General features: G+C 66.6%; 14 protein-coding genes and 1 pseudogene. 14 read left to right on the top strand and 1 reads right to left on the bottom strand.

Features of this window, described 5'->3' with window-relative positions; genetic code table 11:
- From ABEA33_RS20530 to ABEA33_RS20465, 14 genes and pseudogenes are all read left to right on the top strand, one after another.
- Positions 1–342, top strand: a 342-nt coding sequence (locus ABEA33_RS20530; RefSeq protein ID WP_345528833.1) for an acyl-CoA dehydrogenase family protein, incomplete at its 5' end; no start/stop codon positions are given.
- A gap of 365 nt (positions 343–707) precedes the next feature.
- A pseudogene (locus tag ABEA33_RS20525) lies at positions 708–1,018 on the top strand (transposase); the annotation flags it as partial.
- Between the two features lie 133 nt (positions 1,019–1,151).
- Positions 1,152–2,624, top strand: coding sequence for a MocR-like pyridoxine biosynthesis transcription factor PdxR (pdxR, locus tag ABEA33_RS20520; protein WP_345528832.1), 1,473 nt, complete (start codon positions 1,152–1,154; stop codon positions 2,622–2,624).
- A 147-nt stretch (positions 2,625–2,771) separates the two neighbouring features.
- A complete protein-coding gene (locus tag ABEA33_RS20515; protein ID WP_345528831.1) occupies positions 2,772–4,070 on the top strand; it encodes an amidase in 1,299 nt (432 codons plus the stop codon).
- Positions 4,071–4,406: 336 nt separating this feature from the next.
- A complete protein-coding gene (locus ABEA33_RS20510; protein ID WP_345528830.1) occupies positions 4,407–5,087 on the top strand; it encodes a pyridoxamine 5'-phosphate oxidase family protein in 681 nt (226 codons plus the stop codon).
- 57 nt (positions 5,088–5,144) lie between these two features.
- Positions 5,145–6,227 carry an ABC transporter ATP-binding protein gene (locus tag ABEA33_RS20505; RefSeq protein ID WP_345528828.1) on the top strand — a complete coding sequence of 361 codons (1,083 nt, stop codon included), beginning with the start codon at positions 5,145–5,147 and terminating at the stop codon, positions 6,225–6,227.
- A 140-nt stretch (positions 6,228–6,367) separates the two neighbouring features.
- Positions 6,368–7,219 carry a carbohydrate ABC transporter permease gene (locus ABEA33_RS20500; protein ID WP_345528842.1) on the top strand — a complete coding sequence of 284 codons (852 nt, stop codon included), beginning with the start codon at positions 6,368–6,370 and terminating at the stop codon, positions 7,217–7,219.
- 94 nt (positions 7,220–7,313) lie between these two features.
- The gene (locus ABEA33_RS20495; protein WP_345528825.1) at positions 7,314–8,138 is read left to right on the top strand and encodes a carbohydrate ABC transporter permease; all 825 of its coding nucleotides are present in this window, start codon (positions 7,314–7,316) and stop codon (positions 8,136–8,138) included.
- A 109-nt stretch (positions 8,139–8,247) separates the two neighbouring features.
- Positions 8,248–9,573 (top strand): ABC transporter substrate-binding protein, encoded by a 1,326-nt coding sequence (locus ABEA33_RS20490; RefSeq protein ID WP_345528823.1) that lies wholly within the window; start codon positions 8,248–8,250, stop codon positions 9,571–9,573.
- A 58-nt stretch (positions 9,574–9,631) separates the two neighbouring features.
- Positions 9,632–11,113 (top strand): amidase, encoded by a 1,482-nt coding sequence (locus ABEA33_RS20485; protein WP_345528822.1) that lies wholly within the window; start codon positions 9,632–9,634, stop codon positions 11,111–11,113.
- A 13-nt stretch (positions 11,114–11,126) separates the two neighbouring features.
- On the top strand, positions 11,127–12,041 hold the full coding sequence (gene pdxS, locus ABEA33_RS20480) for a pyridoxal 5'-phosphate synthase lyase subunit PdxS (protein WP_345528821.1): 915 nt from the start codon (positions 11,127–11,129) through the stop codon (positions 12,039–12,041).
- Between the two features lie 54 nt (positions 12,042–12,095).
- Positions 12,096–13,724: an L-glutamate gamma-semialdehyde dehydrogenase gene (pruA, locus tag ABEA33_RS20475; protein ID WP_345528820.1), complete on the top strand. Its 1,629-nt coding sequence runs from the start codon at positions 12,096–12,098 to the stop codon at positions 13,722–13,724.
- A 259-nt stretch (positions 13,725–13,983) separates the two neighbouring features.
- On the top strand, positions 13,984–14,580 hold the full coding sequence (locus tag ABEA33_RS20470; RefSeq protein WP_345528819.1) for an AMP-binding protein: 597 nt from the start codon (positions 13,984–13,986) through the stop codon (positions 14,578–14,580).
- An 83-nt stretch (positions 14,581–14,663) separates the two neighbouring features.
- The gene (locus ABEA33_RS20465; protein WP_345528818.1) at positions 14,664–14,990 is read left to right on the top strand and encodes an AMP-binding enzyme; all 327 of its coding nucleotides are present in this window, start codon (positions 14,664–14,666) and stop codon (positions 14,988–14,990) included.
- A 210-nt stretch (positions 14,991–15,200) separates the two neighbouring features.
- Here the strand turns inward: ABEA33_RS20465 and ABEA33_RS20460 are convergent, their stop codons facing one another.
- Entirely contained in the window at positions 15,201–15,659 is a 459-nt protein-coding gene (locus tag ABEA33_RS20460; protein WP_345528817.1) for a GNAT family N-acetyltransferase, read from the bottom strand.
- Positions 15,660–15,757 lie beyond the last annotated feature (98 nt).

Below are 15,757 nucleotides of genomic sequence, written 5' to 3'. Positions count from 1 at the left end.
TTCGTGCTCGCCGACATGGAGGCGGCGATCGAGAGCGCCCGGGCGACGATGCTGCACGCGGCCCGGCTCAAGGACCAGGGTCTGCCGTACGGCCGGGAGGCGTCGGTCGCCAAGCTGGTCGCCACCGACAACGCGATGAAGGTGACCACCGACGCCGTACAGGTGCTCGGCGGCTACGGCTACACCCGCGACTTCCCGGTCGAGCGCTACATGCGCGAGGCCAAGGTGATGCAGATCTTCGAGGGCACCAACCAGATCCAGCGACTCGTGATCGGACGCTCCCTCGACCGCGGTGAGGCCGGTGCCGCCCTTTCCCGAACCCGTAGTCGTGCCGACTTGTGATCATTGAAGGAAGCACAGCAGTCGTGACCGGCGCCGCGTTGGGCTTGGGGGCAGCGATGGCAGCACGACTCACGTAGCAGGACGCGAAGGTTAACGGTTCGACCTCGCCGCCGCGATTGCAGGGGCCAGGCCGACACCTGGCGTTACGCTGGCCTTGGTAGTCGTTACAGATCCACATAACCTAGTCTGCGGCCTCGATGTCTCCGCCGAGGAATAAGCCCCTCCGCATTGCAGTCAACGGTGCCGGCACGACGCATCCTGTCGGGCCGCGGTCCGCGGCTTGACGCTGTTCGCGAAGGTCTTCCAGATCAATCTCGTTCGGCACCCGTAACGTGCCGACCCTCGCCGCCGGCAAGCAGCTGGGCAAAGTCGAGCAGTTGCTCCGCGACGCGAAGGATGACCTCCTCGCGGTCACCGGTTCCCGGTGTCGCATTGGAAGAAGGTCTGGTCGACCAACCCGATGGAGCGGCTCAACAAAGAGGTCAAACGCCGCACCGACGTCGTCGGCGTCTTCCCCAACCCGGCCGCGCTGCTACGCCTAGCAGGGGCGGTGTTGGTCGAGGCGCACGACGAGTGACAGGTCACCGCCGAGCGGCGTTATCTGTCGGAGCAGTCGATGGAGCTCGTGACCGGTGCCAAGAAGTCCGAGGGGAGGTGGCCAAGCCCGAACTCATGACGGCATGATCAGAACCACTGACCCGCACGGTGTCGAGAGATTCCACCACGACACGGGACGTCACCTCCGTGGGCGTGAGAAGTCACCAGGTCGCAGGCGCCATAGGCTGAAGGCCTGATGGTGAGGAGGAGTCATGCCGCGTGTAGCCGCGTCGACCGATCTGGTGCTCGACTTGGGTGCAGACAACCGCCCGCTCAGGGAACGACTGTCTGGCGCACTCGTGAGAGCGCTGGCACAGGGAATGTTGGGCGACGGCGACGACATGCCGTCGACGCGCGTGCTCGCGGCACACCTTGGCATCTCCAGGACGCTGGTGGTCGGTGTCTACGAAGAGCTGACGGCTTCTGGATTCCTGGTGGCGACCCCCGGTGGTGGGACGACCGTGGAGGTAGGAGCGCAGGCAGCGGCCCGAGCTGGTGCCATGGCCGTCATCGCGACCCCGACTGATGACCCGGTCGACGAGGCAGCGCAGGACGAGCCGGACGGGCCGCTGTTCGACATGCTCCCGGGTTATCCGGACACCTCGCTCATCTGCCATCGCGAGTGGCGGTCTGCATGGCGTGCGGCAGGCCTGGAGGCGATGCAGTCGCGGGACGGGTCACGCGGTGAGATCAACGATCTCCGCACTCATCACTTCCACCCGCGTCTGAGGCGAGCCCTGGCCGACCACATGAGGCGAACCCGCGGAATCGTGTGTGCCCCTGAGGACATATTCGTATTCCCTGGTGTCAACAGCGCACTGCGAACGCTCGGGCCGCTCCTCACCGGGGTCGGGAGCACATTTGCCTTCGAAGACCCCGGATACGCCACCGCGCGCCGGGTTCTCGCGGGGTCGGGCCACGTCGTCCGTGCTGTCCCGGTCGGAACTGACGGCATCGATGTCAACCAACTGGAGGCCGGCGACTCCGCCGTCTACGTCACGCCGGCACATCAGTTCCCGCTAGGGGGGCGCCTCCCGGTCGACAGCCGCGCGAACCTGCTCGACTGGGCGGTCACGAACGATGCGCTGGTGTTCGAGGACGACTACGACGGCGAGTTCCGCTACGACGTGCCGCCCATGCCAGCCATCCGGAGCATGAATGCTGGTCATGCGCGTGTCGTGTACCTGGGCACCGCGTCGAAGTCCATCTCGAGGAGTCTTCGGCTGGCGTGGGCGGTGGTGCCCGAGCAGTTCCGGGCCACGGTCCGAGACCGCCTCTTCGATGAGGGGGACTCGGTCAGCTCGCTCGCGTGCTCGGTGCTCAGTTCCTACATCGAGTCCCGGGGTCTGCAGAAGCACCTCCTTGCCGCGCAGCGCACCTACTTCGCTCGACGGGAACGCCTCACCTCGGCTTGTCGGGATCAGTTGCCTCGTCTCGAGCTGGTCGGGGTCCACGCCGGTCTGCACCTGGTGCTCCGCTCGCGAGACGACTACTTCGATGACGTGAAGGTCGTCGAAGGCCTCGCGGGCCACGGGTTGGCGTGCACGGCGCTGAGTCAGTACTTCCACACGCCCGCCCACGCCACCATGCACGGCCTGGTGCTCGGCTACTCCCGGCTGCCTGAGACACAGGCTGCGCCAGCTGCCCGGGTCATGCGGGACGTCTTGTACGGAGGGTCTTCCTGACAGTCCGTGGGCGCCATTCTGGCCGAGCGCATCCGACAATTCTGGTCTGGGAGACCGTCCGGAACCGCGATACCTTGCGGGAAACAAGGGCGATCGGAGAAGCACGTGGCGAAGAACCTGGCGGGGCGAGGCGACGAGGCGGGGCCCGTGGCATCCGTGAGTCGGTTCCTCGAGCGCATCGAAGACGTCAACGAGTCGATCAACGCGTTCTGCTCGATCGTCTCGGCCGAGGTGCTCCAGCGCGACGCCAGCGAGTCCCTCGCTCGGTGGCGCTCAGGGACTGAGCTCAGCCCCCTCGACGGTGTGCTCGTCTCGGTGAAGGACACCATCGCTCAACGGGGACAAGCGTGCCGACTCGGCTCCGAGGGTCGGCCCGACGTGCCCGCCACGACCAACGCTCCCGCAATGGAGAAGCTGCTCGCCGCGGGCATGATCATTGTGGGCCGCACAACCATGCCGGACCACGGCATCAAAGCGACCACGCACGGTGGACTGCACGGCACGGCGCGAAACCCGTGGGATCCTGCGCTCACGCCGGGGGGGTCGAGCGGCGGAGGGGCGGCCTCGGTGGCTGCCGGCCTGACCCGGATCGCGGTCGGGTCGGACGGCGGCGGATCTCTACGCATCCCTGCAGCCTTCTGCGGAATCGTAGGATTCAAGCCCACCCACGGCCGCGTCCCCGTCACTCCCGGCGGCCCTTTCGACGACATCGGACATCAAGGCCCCCTCGCAGCCTCGGTCCGCGAAGCAGCGGCTCTGCTCGACGTCATCAGCCATCCCGCGGCACCTCGCACCGCGCCCATGGTCCAGGGGATCGACCTGTCTGGACTGAGCTACACCGTGTGGCAGACCGACACCATCGTCGACCCGGCGATTCAGGAGGGCATCGACCGCACGGTCGCGACCCTCGCCGTCCTCGGTGGTGCCGACGTCCCGCGAGCGGCCAACGATCTCGACCGGGCCCGCGCCCTGAACGCGTGGGAGTTCACTTTCCGCTCCGGTGCGGCAGCTGCCGTCCAGGCCATGCCGCCCGGCGCCAAGATGGACCCCTCGCTCGCGGACCTGGCCCGGATCGGAGCATCGTTCACGGACCACGATCGTCAGGCGGCTCGCGATGATCGCGCCAGCGTGAGGAGATCGGTGGACGAGCTCTTCCACCAGGTCGACATCCTCGTCAGTCCGGTGACTGCGACCTTGCCGTTCGCCGTGGGGCACGACGTCCCACCCGGTTCGGATCTCACCTACTTCCACGAGTGGTCCCCGTGGACGCACCCGTTCAACGTCACTGGCAACCCAGCGATCAGCATCCCCACCGGGCTGTCCGACTCTGGGCTGCCAACCGCAGTTCACCTGGTTGCGGGCCGCGGACGAGATGGTCTCCTGTTGCAGGTGGCGGCTCAGCTCGAGGCTGCGCTCGGCGCCCCGCCGCTCCCCGACCTGAGCTGAGGGAGGTCGCGCGCCGCGACTCTGGTGTCTGCACGAACGCGCGCGAAGGACGTCAGCACCCGGGACGACGCGGATGCGCCCCACCCGTACCACCTCCTCGCAGCCTCTTCGCCGCCCCTTCGCGGCCCGGTGTTCGGCAGGCCGGTCCCGGTGATCGTGCGTGTGCCGAACGGCGAGGTCGGAGGGCGTCCGGTGCGCCGCATCGCGGGCGTTCAACACGTGAGCAGCACGCGGGAAATGCGCGGGAAACACGTGGGAAACGGCGCATAACTGGTCTCCCAAGACTGGCCATTCTGGACTAACTTCCACGGCCGGATGGTTCCTAGGCTCTCGGCCATGAAGAACTCGAACCCGCTGGAACGCATCCGCCGGCTCCCCGAGCGAGCCAGCCAGGAGCGCGCTGATCTCGATGCCGTCCTCGACGCTGGTCACCACATGGGGACCCTTGCCACCGTGGTGGACGGTCAGCCCTGGGTCGTGCCGATGCTCTACGCGCGCGACGGGGACCGACTGCTGCTGCACGGCTCGACCGGTGCAGGTGCCCTGCGCCACGTCGCCAACGGCGCGCCGGCGGCGCTGTCGGTATTCCACATGGACGGCTGGATCTACGCGCACACTATGTTCAACGCCAGCGCGCGCTTCCGCTCCGCCGTCGTGCGCGGACACATCACCGACCTGCCCGCCGGCGAGGCCGCCGATGCGCTGACCATGTTCACCGACATCACCACGCCGGGGCGCGTGTCCGAAGTGCCTCCGCACACCCGCAAGCACCTGGCGGCCACCAAAGCGATGAGCCTAAGCATCGAGCCGGGTCAATGGACCGTGAAACTTCGCGACGGCGGCCCCACGCCACCCGAGCCCGACGAGGTCGTGGATCCCGGGCTGTGGCGCGGGGTGGTCCCGATCTACTCCGCCTACGGGGAGCCGGAGCCCGCCGCAGGTCTGGCTCCGGGTACCCCGCTCTCGCCCTCGATCCAGAGACTCATGGACGAACCGCCCCACCCGAGCGCCCGCTAGCTCACGACGCACGTTCACGCGCTCCGGCCTCTCGGCCGGGGAAGGGAATACCCCGACATGGCTTCTGTGACTTTCACCAACACGCAACGGCTCTATCCAGGCAACTCACGTCCGGCGGTCGACGGCTTGAACCTCGAGATCCAGGACGGTGAGTTCGTGGTGCTCGTCGGCCCGTCTGGGTGCGGCAAGTCCACGAGCCTTCGCATGCTCGCCGGGCTGGAGGAGGTGACCGCTGGGCGGATCTACATCGGTGACCGCGACGTGACCGACCTGCCGCCGAAAGAACGCGACATCGCCATGGTGTTCCAGAACTTCGCTCTCTATCCGCACATGGACGTGGGCGAGAACATGGGCTTCTCACTGAAGATCGCGAAGGTCCCCAAGCAGGAGCGCGTCGAGCGCGTCAGGCGAGCTGCGAAGCTCCTGGACCTCGAGGAGTACCTCGACCGCAAGCCCAAGGCGCTCTCCGGCGGTCAGCGTCAGAGAGTAGCCATGGGGCGCGCCATCGTGCGAGAGCCACAGGTCTTCTGCATGGACGAGCCGCTGTCGAACCTCGACGCGAAGCTGCGTGTCTCGACACGGTCGCAGATCTCGGCCCTCCAGCAGCGCCTCGGCACGACGACCGTCTACGTCACGCACGACCAGGTCGAGGCCATGACGATGGGGGATCGTGTCGCGGTGCTCAAGGACGGCATCCTGCAGCAGGTCGACACATCGCTGGCGCTCTACGACCGGCCCGCCAACCTGTTCGTCGCCGGCTTCATCGGTTCGCCCGCGATGAACTTGCTGGAGGCCACGCCCACCGAGGGCGGCGCGCGGATCGGCGACTACGTGGTGCCCATCGACCGGCAGGCAGCCGCGCGCGCCTCGGGTGGCATCACCGTGGGGGTGCGTCCCGAGGCGTGGCGACTGGTGGGCGAGAACGAGGGCGGGCTCCCCGTCACGGTGACCGTGATCGAGGAGCTCGGCGCCGACGCGTTCCTGTACGGGACCTGCGACGTCGAAGGAGCGCCGGGCACCCTTGTGGTGCGCATCGAAGCCCGCCGCGACGTCCAGAAGGGGTCGACGGTCCACGTCACGACAGACCCCCGGCACGTCCACGTGTTCGACACGACCACCGGCGAGCGGCTCTCGTCATGACCACGACCGCAAAGACCATTGCGGGCGAGGGGTGCCCTAGCGCACCGCTGCCTACTCAGCGGACCGCTCTCGCCGCGCACACTCGCCCTGCCACTCCCAGTCGCTCTCGCCGAGCCCGTTAGGGGACAACCGTGCCACGAATGGGAAAGTTCCTGCTGCTGTGCCTGCCGGGGGCGGTCATCGCCCTCGTCCTCATCTACGTCCCCGTCGCGACCGCGATGGGCTTGGGATTCTTTCAGCTCGACACCGTCATCAGTACACCGCGGTTCACCGGCCTCGAGAACTTCGAGAGGGTGCTCGTCGACGACGCGTTCTGGAACGCTTTCGTCAACGGCCTGGTCTACTCGGCTCTGGCGGTGATCCTGCAGATCGTCCTCGGCGTCTCCTTCGCGCTGGTCCTGCGAGAGACGTTCAAGGGGGTGGGGATCCTTCGTGGTGCCGTCATCTTCCCGTACGTCGTGCCTACGGTGGTCGGTGTACTCGTGTGGCGCTGGATGCTGGATCCGAACGGCGGTGTCATCGACGAGATCTTCCAGTCCGTCGGCCTCCAGATCCCGTGGCTCGCCACACCGACATGGGCGATGATCACGGTCGTCCTCATCAGCGTGTGGCTCTGGACGCCGTTCGTGACGATCACCGTGCTCGCTGCCCTCCAGACCGTGTCACCCGAACTCGAAGAAGCCGCGCACATCGACGGGACGAACGCGCTGCAACGCTTCCGCTACGTGGTGCTTCCCCAGATCGTTCCCATCCTGCTGACCATCGTGCTCCTCAGGGGCATCTGGATGTTCAACAAGTTCGACGTCATCTATCTCACGACGGGCGGCGGACCACTCGAGAGCACGGAGCACCTGCCCATCCTCTCCTACGACAAGGCATTCAGGCAGTTCCAGATCGGTGAAGGCGCCGCGATCGCCGGTCTGAACTTCGTGTTCCTGGTCGTCGCCGTCGTCGTGTACCTGCGAGCCACCAGGAGGTGGACAGATGCCTGAGCTCACGACGGCCCCAGAGGCCCTGGATCCTCCCACCGTCACGCGTGGACGTCCGTCGGCGCGCGCCGCACGGTCACCTCGTCGCAGGAGTCCCATGCGCAAGAGCCGGGCGATGTCGGCACTGCAGTACGGCTGGGCCGCCGTGCTCGTCGTGTTCACGCTGTTCCCCTTCTACTGGATGCTCGTGTCCGCACTGCGCGGGTCGGACAACGTCCTCACGTCACGATTGACACCCGGACCCTTCACGCTCGAGGGCTTCGTGAACCTGATGGACGTCACGCCGTTCCCGACCTACCTCACGAACAGCATGATCGTTTCGTTGTCGCTCACCGCGCTCACGATCGTCATCGTGACGCCGATCGCCTATGCCTTGTCGAAGATGCGCGGGAGATTGGGGCGTGCGCTCGGATTCTCGGTGCTGCTCGGATACATGGTTCCCGAGGTTCTGTTGATGATCCCCATCTTCGTCATCCTCGTGCGGGTCAACTTGGACAACTCCCTCGCCGGACTGGTCGTCGGTCTGCTGTCGGTCACCATGCCTCTCGGACTCTGGCTCATGACCGGTTTCATGAAGACCATTCCGCCGGCGCTCGAGGAGGCTGCCCGCATCGACGGTGCGTCGTGGACGGAGATCTTCTGGTACGTCATCCTGCCGCTGGCTCGTCCCGGCATCCTCACGGTGGGGATCTTCTCGTTCATCATCGGATGGACTGACTATCTCTTCGCCCTCACCATGATCCGCAGCGAGGAGCTCAAGACGCTTCCGGTCGGCCTGTCCACCCTCTACGGCAAGTTCGACTCCTCGTGGAGCGAGATCATGGCCGGGGCTGTGGTCGTCAGCATCCCCGCGATCATCCTCGTCGCGGCCACCGCCCGACATTTCGTCGGCGGACTGTCCCAAGGCGCGACCAAGGGCTAGCCCACACAGCTCATCAGCGCACTCGCGCACGAAGCCGCTGCCACCGCCACGAAGCCGCCGCACAATGGCGACGTCTTCCCGTCAACTACCCCTCTGGGAAGGAACCCCCATGCAGAACAAGATCGAGATCTCCCGTCGCGGACTCCTCGCCATCACGGCCGGCATCGGCGTCGCAGCGACGCTCTCTGGTTGCGGCGGCGGCTCGGGAGCCAGCGCGACCACGATGACATTCCTCAACGAGGAGACAGACCCGCCGATCCTGAAGTTCATCCAGGGCGCCGTCAAGAGGTACGAGAGCGAGACAGGGGTCAGGGTCTCGCTGTCGCAGAAGGCGATCGGTGACCTGACCCAGCTTCTCTCCTCGGTCCAGGCGGGTGACGCCTTCGACATGTCCACGGCCTCGTACACGGACGTCACCTACCTCGGCCCAGAGAACCTATCCCAGCTCGATGGATTGATGAACGACGCTGCCGGCGGGATCGACAACTTCATGGAGTCGGCGCTGATCCTCGACGACGGCCACTACTACGGCTTCCCCTACAACATCAACAACATCGCCATGTACTACCGCACGGACCGCCTGGAGCAGGTCGGTGCAGAGGTTCCCAGCACGTGGGACGAGCTGAAGGATCTGCTGTCGAAGATGGGTGCCGCAGGGTTGCCCGGCATCACGCAGCCGATCTCGGCCAAGGGCGCAACCTCTGATGTAGGGGCTGAGCTGCTGTGGTCGAACGAGGTCACCCTCTTCGACGATGAGTCCAACGTCATCCTCGACGACAGCGCGATGATGAGTCGGACCGTTGACTGCCTCGAGTTCCTCAAGGAGATCCAGCCGTACTTCGTCGAGGGCATGGAGAGCGTCGACTACGGCGACATCGTCAAGGGGTTCATCACTGGCACCTCGAGCATTGCCCCCTACTCGGGTCGCATCGTTGACACCATCGAGAGTGATGCCTCCGACCTGGCAGACAAGTTCGCGTTTGAGGCGTTCCCGACTCCCGAGGCTGGGATGACACCTGCCACCGGTTACGACGTCAACTACTGGCTCATCCCGAAGAACTCCGACGGTGCCGACCAGGCGCTGGACTTCCTCGCGTGGTTCGTCAAGAACGAGTTCGTCGACTACCTGCTCACGGGTCCTTTCAACATGCAGCCGCCTCTGAAGTCGATCTACCAGGACAAGAAGTGGTCGGGCGCCCCTGTGTTCAAGAAGTACCCCGAGGTCCGCAAGACGCTCGACAAGATGGCGGTCGGCGACGGCTATCGCGCAGGCGGCCTGTGGATCCAGCCGCCGGTCGACGGAGTCATCAAGGAGCGCATCTTCAGCGAGAACGTCATTCCCAACATGTTCCAGGGCGTGCTCCTCGGCGGCGACTCTCCGACGGCCGCCGTGCAGAAGGCTGCCGACAACCTGAGGAAGATCGCCTCGTCGTGAGCTGCAGGTACCTGAACCGGCGAACTGGCGCGCCTGTCGCCGGGCAGGTGGGCTCTCGGTGACCGACCTGCCCGATCTCACGGCGATCGAGCTGCTCAGCCGGCTGCGCGGCGCGGAGGTCTCCGCTCGGGAGGTGGTGGCCGCCCACCTGGCGCGCATCGAGCAGGTCAATCCGGCGGTGAACGCGATCGTGACGCTCACAGCCGAGCGGGCGATGGACTCCGCCTTGCGCGCCGACGAGCGTCTCGCGCGGAACCGGCCGATCGGACGGCTCCACGGTCTTCCCGTCGCTCACAAGGACAATATTCCGACTGCAGGGGTGCTCACCACTCACGGCAGTCCGCTGTTCGCCGACAACGTGCCTGACCAGGACCACGTGATCGTCGAGCGTGAGCTCAGCGAGGGCGCAATCACCGTCGGCAAGACCAACGTGCCCGAGCTCGGCCTGGGGTCACATACTTACAACCCCTTGTTCGGGGTCACGAGGAACCCATACGACCTCAGGCTGAGCTCGGGTGGCAGCAGCGGCGGGTCGGCGGCTGCCGTTGCCACCGGCATGGTTCCGATGGCGGACGGCAGTGACACGGGGGGCTCACTGCGCAACCCTGCATCGTTCTGCAACGTAGCCGCGCTGCGACCGACTGCTGGGCTCGTGCCGTCGTGGCCCGATGCATTCCCGTTCTCGCCCATGAGCGTCAAGGGACCGATGGCGCGCACGACCCGAGACCTCGCCTACTTCCTCTCAATCCTGAGCGGACCGGACCGGCGCAGCGCGTTGTCCCACGACGTGTCACCGGCCACTTTCGGCCGATCGCTCGACGGAGATCTTCGCGGCTACCGCATCGCATGGTCGCTCGACCTCGGCGGTCAGGTCCCCTTGGACCCGCGCGTGCGCGCGGCTCTGAGTCCGGTGCGACACGTGCTGGTCGGGCTCGGCGCGATCGTCGAGGACGCGGCCCCGTCACTGACGGAGGCAGACGAGGTGTTTCTTGTGCTGCGCGCCATGCAGATGGAGTCGACGTACGGGGAGCTCCTGGAGCGGCGCCCACATGAGTTCAGCTCAGACGCCGCGTGGAACATCGAGGAGGGCCGCAAGCTCACCGGGCCGGACGTCGGACGTGCCGAGCGCCTGCGGGGGGCTCTGTTTAATCGAGTGCGCACCTTCTTCGAGAGGTATGACTTCCTCGTTGCGGCCGTCGTACAGGTGCCACCCTTCGACGCGGAGCTGCCGTACCCCTCGGTCGTCGACGGGATCTCGATGGGCAACTACCTGGAGTGGATGAGGTCCTGCACCTTGGTCTCGGCGACGGGCTGCCCCGCGATGTCAGTGCCAGCTGCCTTCACCGCAGAGGGACTGCCTGTCGGACTGCAGCTGATCGGTCCCGTCCGGTCGGACTCCGCTCTCGTGCAAGCCGGGCACCGCATCGAGGTGGCGACTGGTGCCACTCGCAGACGCCCGAACATCGAATGGCGACACCCGCAGGACGATCCCGCCGCGTCGTGCGCCGATGTGGGCCACGCGCCACCTACCCACCGCTAGTTCAGGAGGCTCGATGCGCGAGAGTCCAGCAGACACCACGCCCGGCTTCATGCCTGGCACGAGCCGCGTCAAGCGCGGCATGGCAGAGATGCTCAAGGGCGGCGTCATCATGGACGTCGTCACCGCCGAGCAGGCGAAGATCGCTGAGGATGCGGGCGCGGTCGCGGTGATGGCGCTCGAGCGGGTCCCGGCCGACATCCGCGCCCAGGGCGGGGTGTCGCGGATGAGCGACCCGGACATGATCGACTCGATCATCGAGGCGGTCTCGATCCCAGTGATGGCGAAGGCGCGGATCGGCCACTTCGCCGAGGCGCAGGTGCTGCAGTCGTTGGGTGTGGACTACATCGACGAGTCGGAGGTGCTGACGCCGGCGGACTACGAGAACCACATCGACAAGTGGGCGTTCACGGTCCCGTTCGTGTGTGGTGCGACCAACCTGGGTGAGGCGCTGCGGCGGATCACCGAGGGCGCGGCGATGATCCGTTCCAAGGGTGAGGCGGGCACCGGTGACGTGTCCAACGCGGTGATGCACATGCGCACCATCGGCGGCGAGCTGCGGCGACTGCACGGCATGTCCGAGGACGAGCTCTACGTCGCGGCCAAGGAGCTGCAGGCGCCCTATGAGCTGGTCAAGGAGGTCGCGGCCGCGGGCAAGCTGCCGGTCGTTCTCTTCACCGCCGGTGGCATCGCCACCCCGGCCGACGCGGCGATGATGATGCAGCTCGGTGCCGAGGGCGTGTTCGTCGGCTCGGGCATCTTCAAGTCCGGCAACCCCGCCGAGCGCGCCGAGGCGATCGTCAAGGCGACGACGTTCTACGACGACCCCGACGTGATCGCCAAGGTGTCCCGCGGCCTGGGCGAGGCGATGGTCGGCATCAACGTCGACGAGATCCCGCAGCCCCACCGCCTGTCCGAGCGCGGCTGGTAGCCAGCCCCGATCGAGCATCCGCTCACCGCCCGGCAACCCGAACTGGAGCATGTTATGGACGCCATCACCTTCCCTCCGGCTCCTACCAACGAGCCGAATCTGACCTACGCCCCTGGCAGCGCGGAGCGCGAGGCGCTCATCGCAGAGTTGGCCGTACAGGAGAGGAAGCAGTACTCGTTCCGGGCCGTGATCGACGGCAAGCGTCGCGACGGCGGCGGGTCCGAGATGAAGGTCGTCCAGCCCCACGACCACGCCCACGTGCTGGGCACCCTGAGGAACTCCACGACCAAGGACGCCGAGGCGGCGGTCACGGCCGCCGCCGACGCGGCGCCCGCCTGGCGGACGATGCCATTCGACGAGCGCTGCGCAATCATCCTCAAGGCCGCCGACCTGCTGGCCGGTCCGTGGCGCCAGCGCCTCAACGCCGCGACCATGCTGGGCCAGTCCAAGACGGCCTTCCAGGCGGAGATCGACGCCGCGTGCGAGCTGATCGACTTCTGGCGGTTCAACGTCCACTACGCCAAGCAGATCCTCACCGACCAGCCGATCGCCAACAGCCCGGGCATCTGGAACCGCACTGACCACCGCCCGCTCGAGGGCTTCGTCTACGCGATCACGCCGTTCAACTTCACCGCGATCGCGGGCAACCTGCCGACCGCGCCGGCGCTGATGGGCAACACGGTCATCTGGAAGCCGTCGCCGACCCAGCAGCTCGCCGCGTCGCTGACGATGGAGCTGCTCGAGGAGGCCGGGATGCCGCCCGGCGTCATCAACATGCTGCCCGGCGACGGCCTCGACGTGTCGAAGGTGGTCATGCCGCACCGTGACCTCGCCGGGATCCACTTCACCGGATCGACGCCGACCTTCCAGCACCTCTGGCGGACCGTCGGGGAGAACATCACGGGCTACCGCGCCTACCCCCGGATCGTGGGGGAGACCGGCGGCAAGGACTTCATCGTCGCCCACCCGTCGGCCGACCCCGACGTGCTGCGCGTGGCGATGATCCGCGGTGCGTTCGAGTTCCAGGGCCAGAAGTGCTCGGCGGCCTCGCGCGCCTACGTCGCGAAGTCGGTGTGGGTGAAGATCAAGGACCAGCTCATCGCCGACACCGAGGCGTTGTCGATGGGCGACGTGACCGACCTGTCCCACTTCATGGGCGCGGTCATCGACGGCCGGGCGTTCGCCAAGCACAAGGCGGCCATCGCCCGCGCCAAGCGCCAGAAGCACCTCACCCTGCTCGCCGGCGGTCAGGTCGACGACTCGGTCGGCTACTTCGTCCGCCCGACGATCGTGGAGTCGACCGACCCGACCGACCAGATATTCGCCGACGAGTACTTCGGTCCGATCCTCGCGGTCCACGTCTACGACGACGCCCTGTTCGAGAAGGTCGTAGAGCAGATGGAGTCGTTCGCGCCGTACGCCCTGACCGGCGCGATCATCGCCCAGGACCGCGCGGTCATCGCGTGGGTCCGCAAGACGCTGCGCTTCGCGGCCGGCAACTTCTACATCAACGACAAGCCCACGGGTGCCGTCGTGGGCCAGCAGCCGTTCGGCGGTGGCCGCGCGTCGGGCACCAACGACAAGGCCGGCGCTGCGGTCAACCTGCTGCGCTGGACCTCGCCGCGCTCGATCAAGGAGACGTTCGTGCCGCCGAAGGAGCACCTCTACCCGCACCAGGGCTGAGCAGTCGCTCGAGTTGCTGGTCCCACGAGACGAGAGTTCAGGGACACAGAGATGCAGACAGCTGAGATGAGTCACGCAGGCCCCACGGCGGCACTTCGCGAGGCAAGGAACCAGCTCCGCGCCACTCGATTGGACCAAGAGTGGGCAACTCATTCCTTCAAGTGGCCCGACACCGGGCCACGGTTCAACTTCGTCCACGACTGGTTCGACTCCTTCGCGCGGGACAACGACCAACCGGGTCTGGTCAGCGTCGAGGAGGATGGAACTCGGGCCTCTTACAGCTTTCACGAAGTCGTCAGCCGTTGAGAGCAGGTCGCGGCGCACCTCGCCTCGAACGGGGTCGGCCGGGGCCTACACCCGGTTCGACGCGTCATCTCTGCTGCACCGAATTCGTTCGGAAGGTGTGACGACCTTTTGCGCACCGCCGACTGTGTGGCGGATGCTCATTAACGCCCACTTGGCCGGGGGCCCGGGGCGGCTGCGTGAAGCGATCGCTGCCGGCGAGCCATTCAACCCAGAGGTGATCAGCGAGGTCGAGAAGCACTGGGGCCTCACTGTCCGCAGTGGTTTTGGCCAGACCGAGACGACGGCGGCCATCGCCAACGGTCCCTGCCAACCGCTCAAGTCCGGATCGATGGGGCGGCCCCTGCCAGGCGTCCCCGTCGTACTGGTCGATCCGATGTCCGGCTCACTGATCGATGGTGTCGGGGAAGGCGAGATCTGTCTTGGCCTGAAGGGCAACCATGGAAGGCGCCCCCTGAACCTGATGACCGGATACCAAGGAGATCCCAGTCGCGACGCTGCAGCGATGGCCAGTGGCTATTACCACACCGGAGACGTGGGCGGCACGCGATGAGGGTGGCTACATCACCTACATCGGCCGCACCGACGACGTCTTCAAGGCTTCCGACTACAAGATCAGTCCGTTCGAGTGAGTCGGTGCTGATCGAGCATCCGGCTGTCGCGGAGGCGGCCGTGGCACCTGCTCCGGACTCCGTGGGACTTGCGGTGCCGAAGGCATACATCGCACTTGCCCCGGGGTATGGGCCGGACGATGCGACTGCGCGATCCATTCTCGTCCACGCACGTGACCGGCTCGCTCCGTACCTTCGTGTTGGTCGGATCGAGTTCTTCGAGTTGCCCGAGACCGTCTCAGGCAAGATCCGTCGGGTGGAACTGCGCCAGCGTGAGATCGAGATGGAAGGCCAGCGGCCAGGTCGCGAGTACCGTGACGACGACCTCCGCGGGTCGACGCCCGCAAGTTGATCAGAGGCGCGCTGGCACGCGTCACCCGCAGCACGTCAGCGTCGTTGGGGCAGGTGCCACATTGCTGGCGACGGGATCGGGTGTCAGGGGCATTCCGGCCACCGATTTTGTCATCTTCTGTCCAGTATCGCCGGGCGGGTCAGAATAAGATTCGAACCCAGTATCGCCCACCAAATCCGTCGTGAAGCAGAACCGATCGCTCTGGACTTCTCAGTCCAGGGCGATCGTCATGTAGCGACTGTGCGGGTCGAGCGTGTAGTCGCCGAACGGCCCGCAGTCGACGAACCCGTGCTGCAGGTAGAGCCGGTGTGCGGCGGCGAAGTAGTCCTGAGTGCCGGTCTCCAGGCTGACCCGACTCAACCCGCGTGTCCTGGCCTCCGCGAGCAGCCAACTCAGCACCGTTGCCGCCACGCCGCGTCCGCGCGCAGCCGCCGTCGTGCGCATCGACTTGACCTCGCCGTGGTCGGCGGACAGTTCCTTCAGGGCGCCGCAGCCGAGCAGCACGTCGCCGTCGCGGGCGGTGACGAAGGTGATGCCCGGCTCCGCCAGCGCGTCGACGTCGAGCGCGTGGATGCTGTCCGGAGGGGAGGTCGCCCGCATGTCGTCCAGGTGCTCGAGCAGCAGGGCCATCACGTCGTCGCGGCGAGGGTCGTCGGGCTTCACGTCCACGGCGAGAGAGTACGGCGGCCCTGGGCCCGAACTGCCGCGCAGGTCACCCCGGCTCCTCGCTACGATCGACGAAGCCCGGAGAGCGACCGGGTCCCACG

The sequence above is a fragment of the Nocardioides endophyticus genome (genome assembly GCF_039543845.1).
Lineage (GTDB): Bacteria > Actinomycetota > Actinomycetes > Propionibacteriales > Nocardioidaceae > Nocardioides > Nocardioides endophyticus.
The sequence above is the reverse complement of the archived record's forward strand: the minus strand, read 5'-3'. Positions and strand labels throughout refer to the sequence as shown.

Coding starts and splice junctions, on each gene's coding strand:
- pdxR (WP_345528832.1), top strand. CDS start 1,152: ATGCCGCGTGTAGCCGCGTCGACCGATCTGGTGCTCGACTTGGGTGCA.
- ABEA33_RS20510 (WP_345528830.1), top strand. CDS start 4,407: ATGAAGAACTCGAACCCGCTGGAACGCATCCGCCGGCTCCCCGAGCGA.
- ABEA33_RS20505 (WP_345528828.1), top strand. CDS start 5,145: ATGGCTTCTGTGACTTTCACCAACACGCAACGGCTCTATCCAGGCAAC.
- ABEA33_RS20500 (WP_345528842.1), top strand. CDS start 6,368: ATGGGAAAGTTCCTGCTGCTGTGCCTGCCGGGGGCGGTCATCGCCCTC.
- ABEA33_RS20495 (WP_345528825.1), top strand. CDS start 7,314: ATGCGCAAGAGCCGGGCGATGTCGGCACTGCAGTACGGCTGGGCCGCC.
- ABEA33_RS20490 (WP_345528823.1), top strand. CDS start 8,248: ATGCAGAACAAGATCGAGATCTCCCGTCGCGGACTCCTCGCCATCACG.
- pdxS (WP_345528821.1), top strand. CDS start 11,127: ATGCGCGAGAGTCCAGCAGACACCACGCCCGGCTTCATGCCTGGCACG.
- pruA (WP_345528820.1), top strand. CDS start 12,096: ATGGACGCCATCACCTTCCCTCCGGCTCCTACCAACGAGCCGAATCTG.
- ABEA33_RS20470 (WP_345528819.1), top strand. CDS start 13,984: ATGGAACTCGGGCCTCTTACAGCTTTCACGAAGTCGTCAGCCGTTGAG.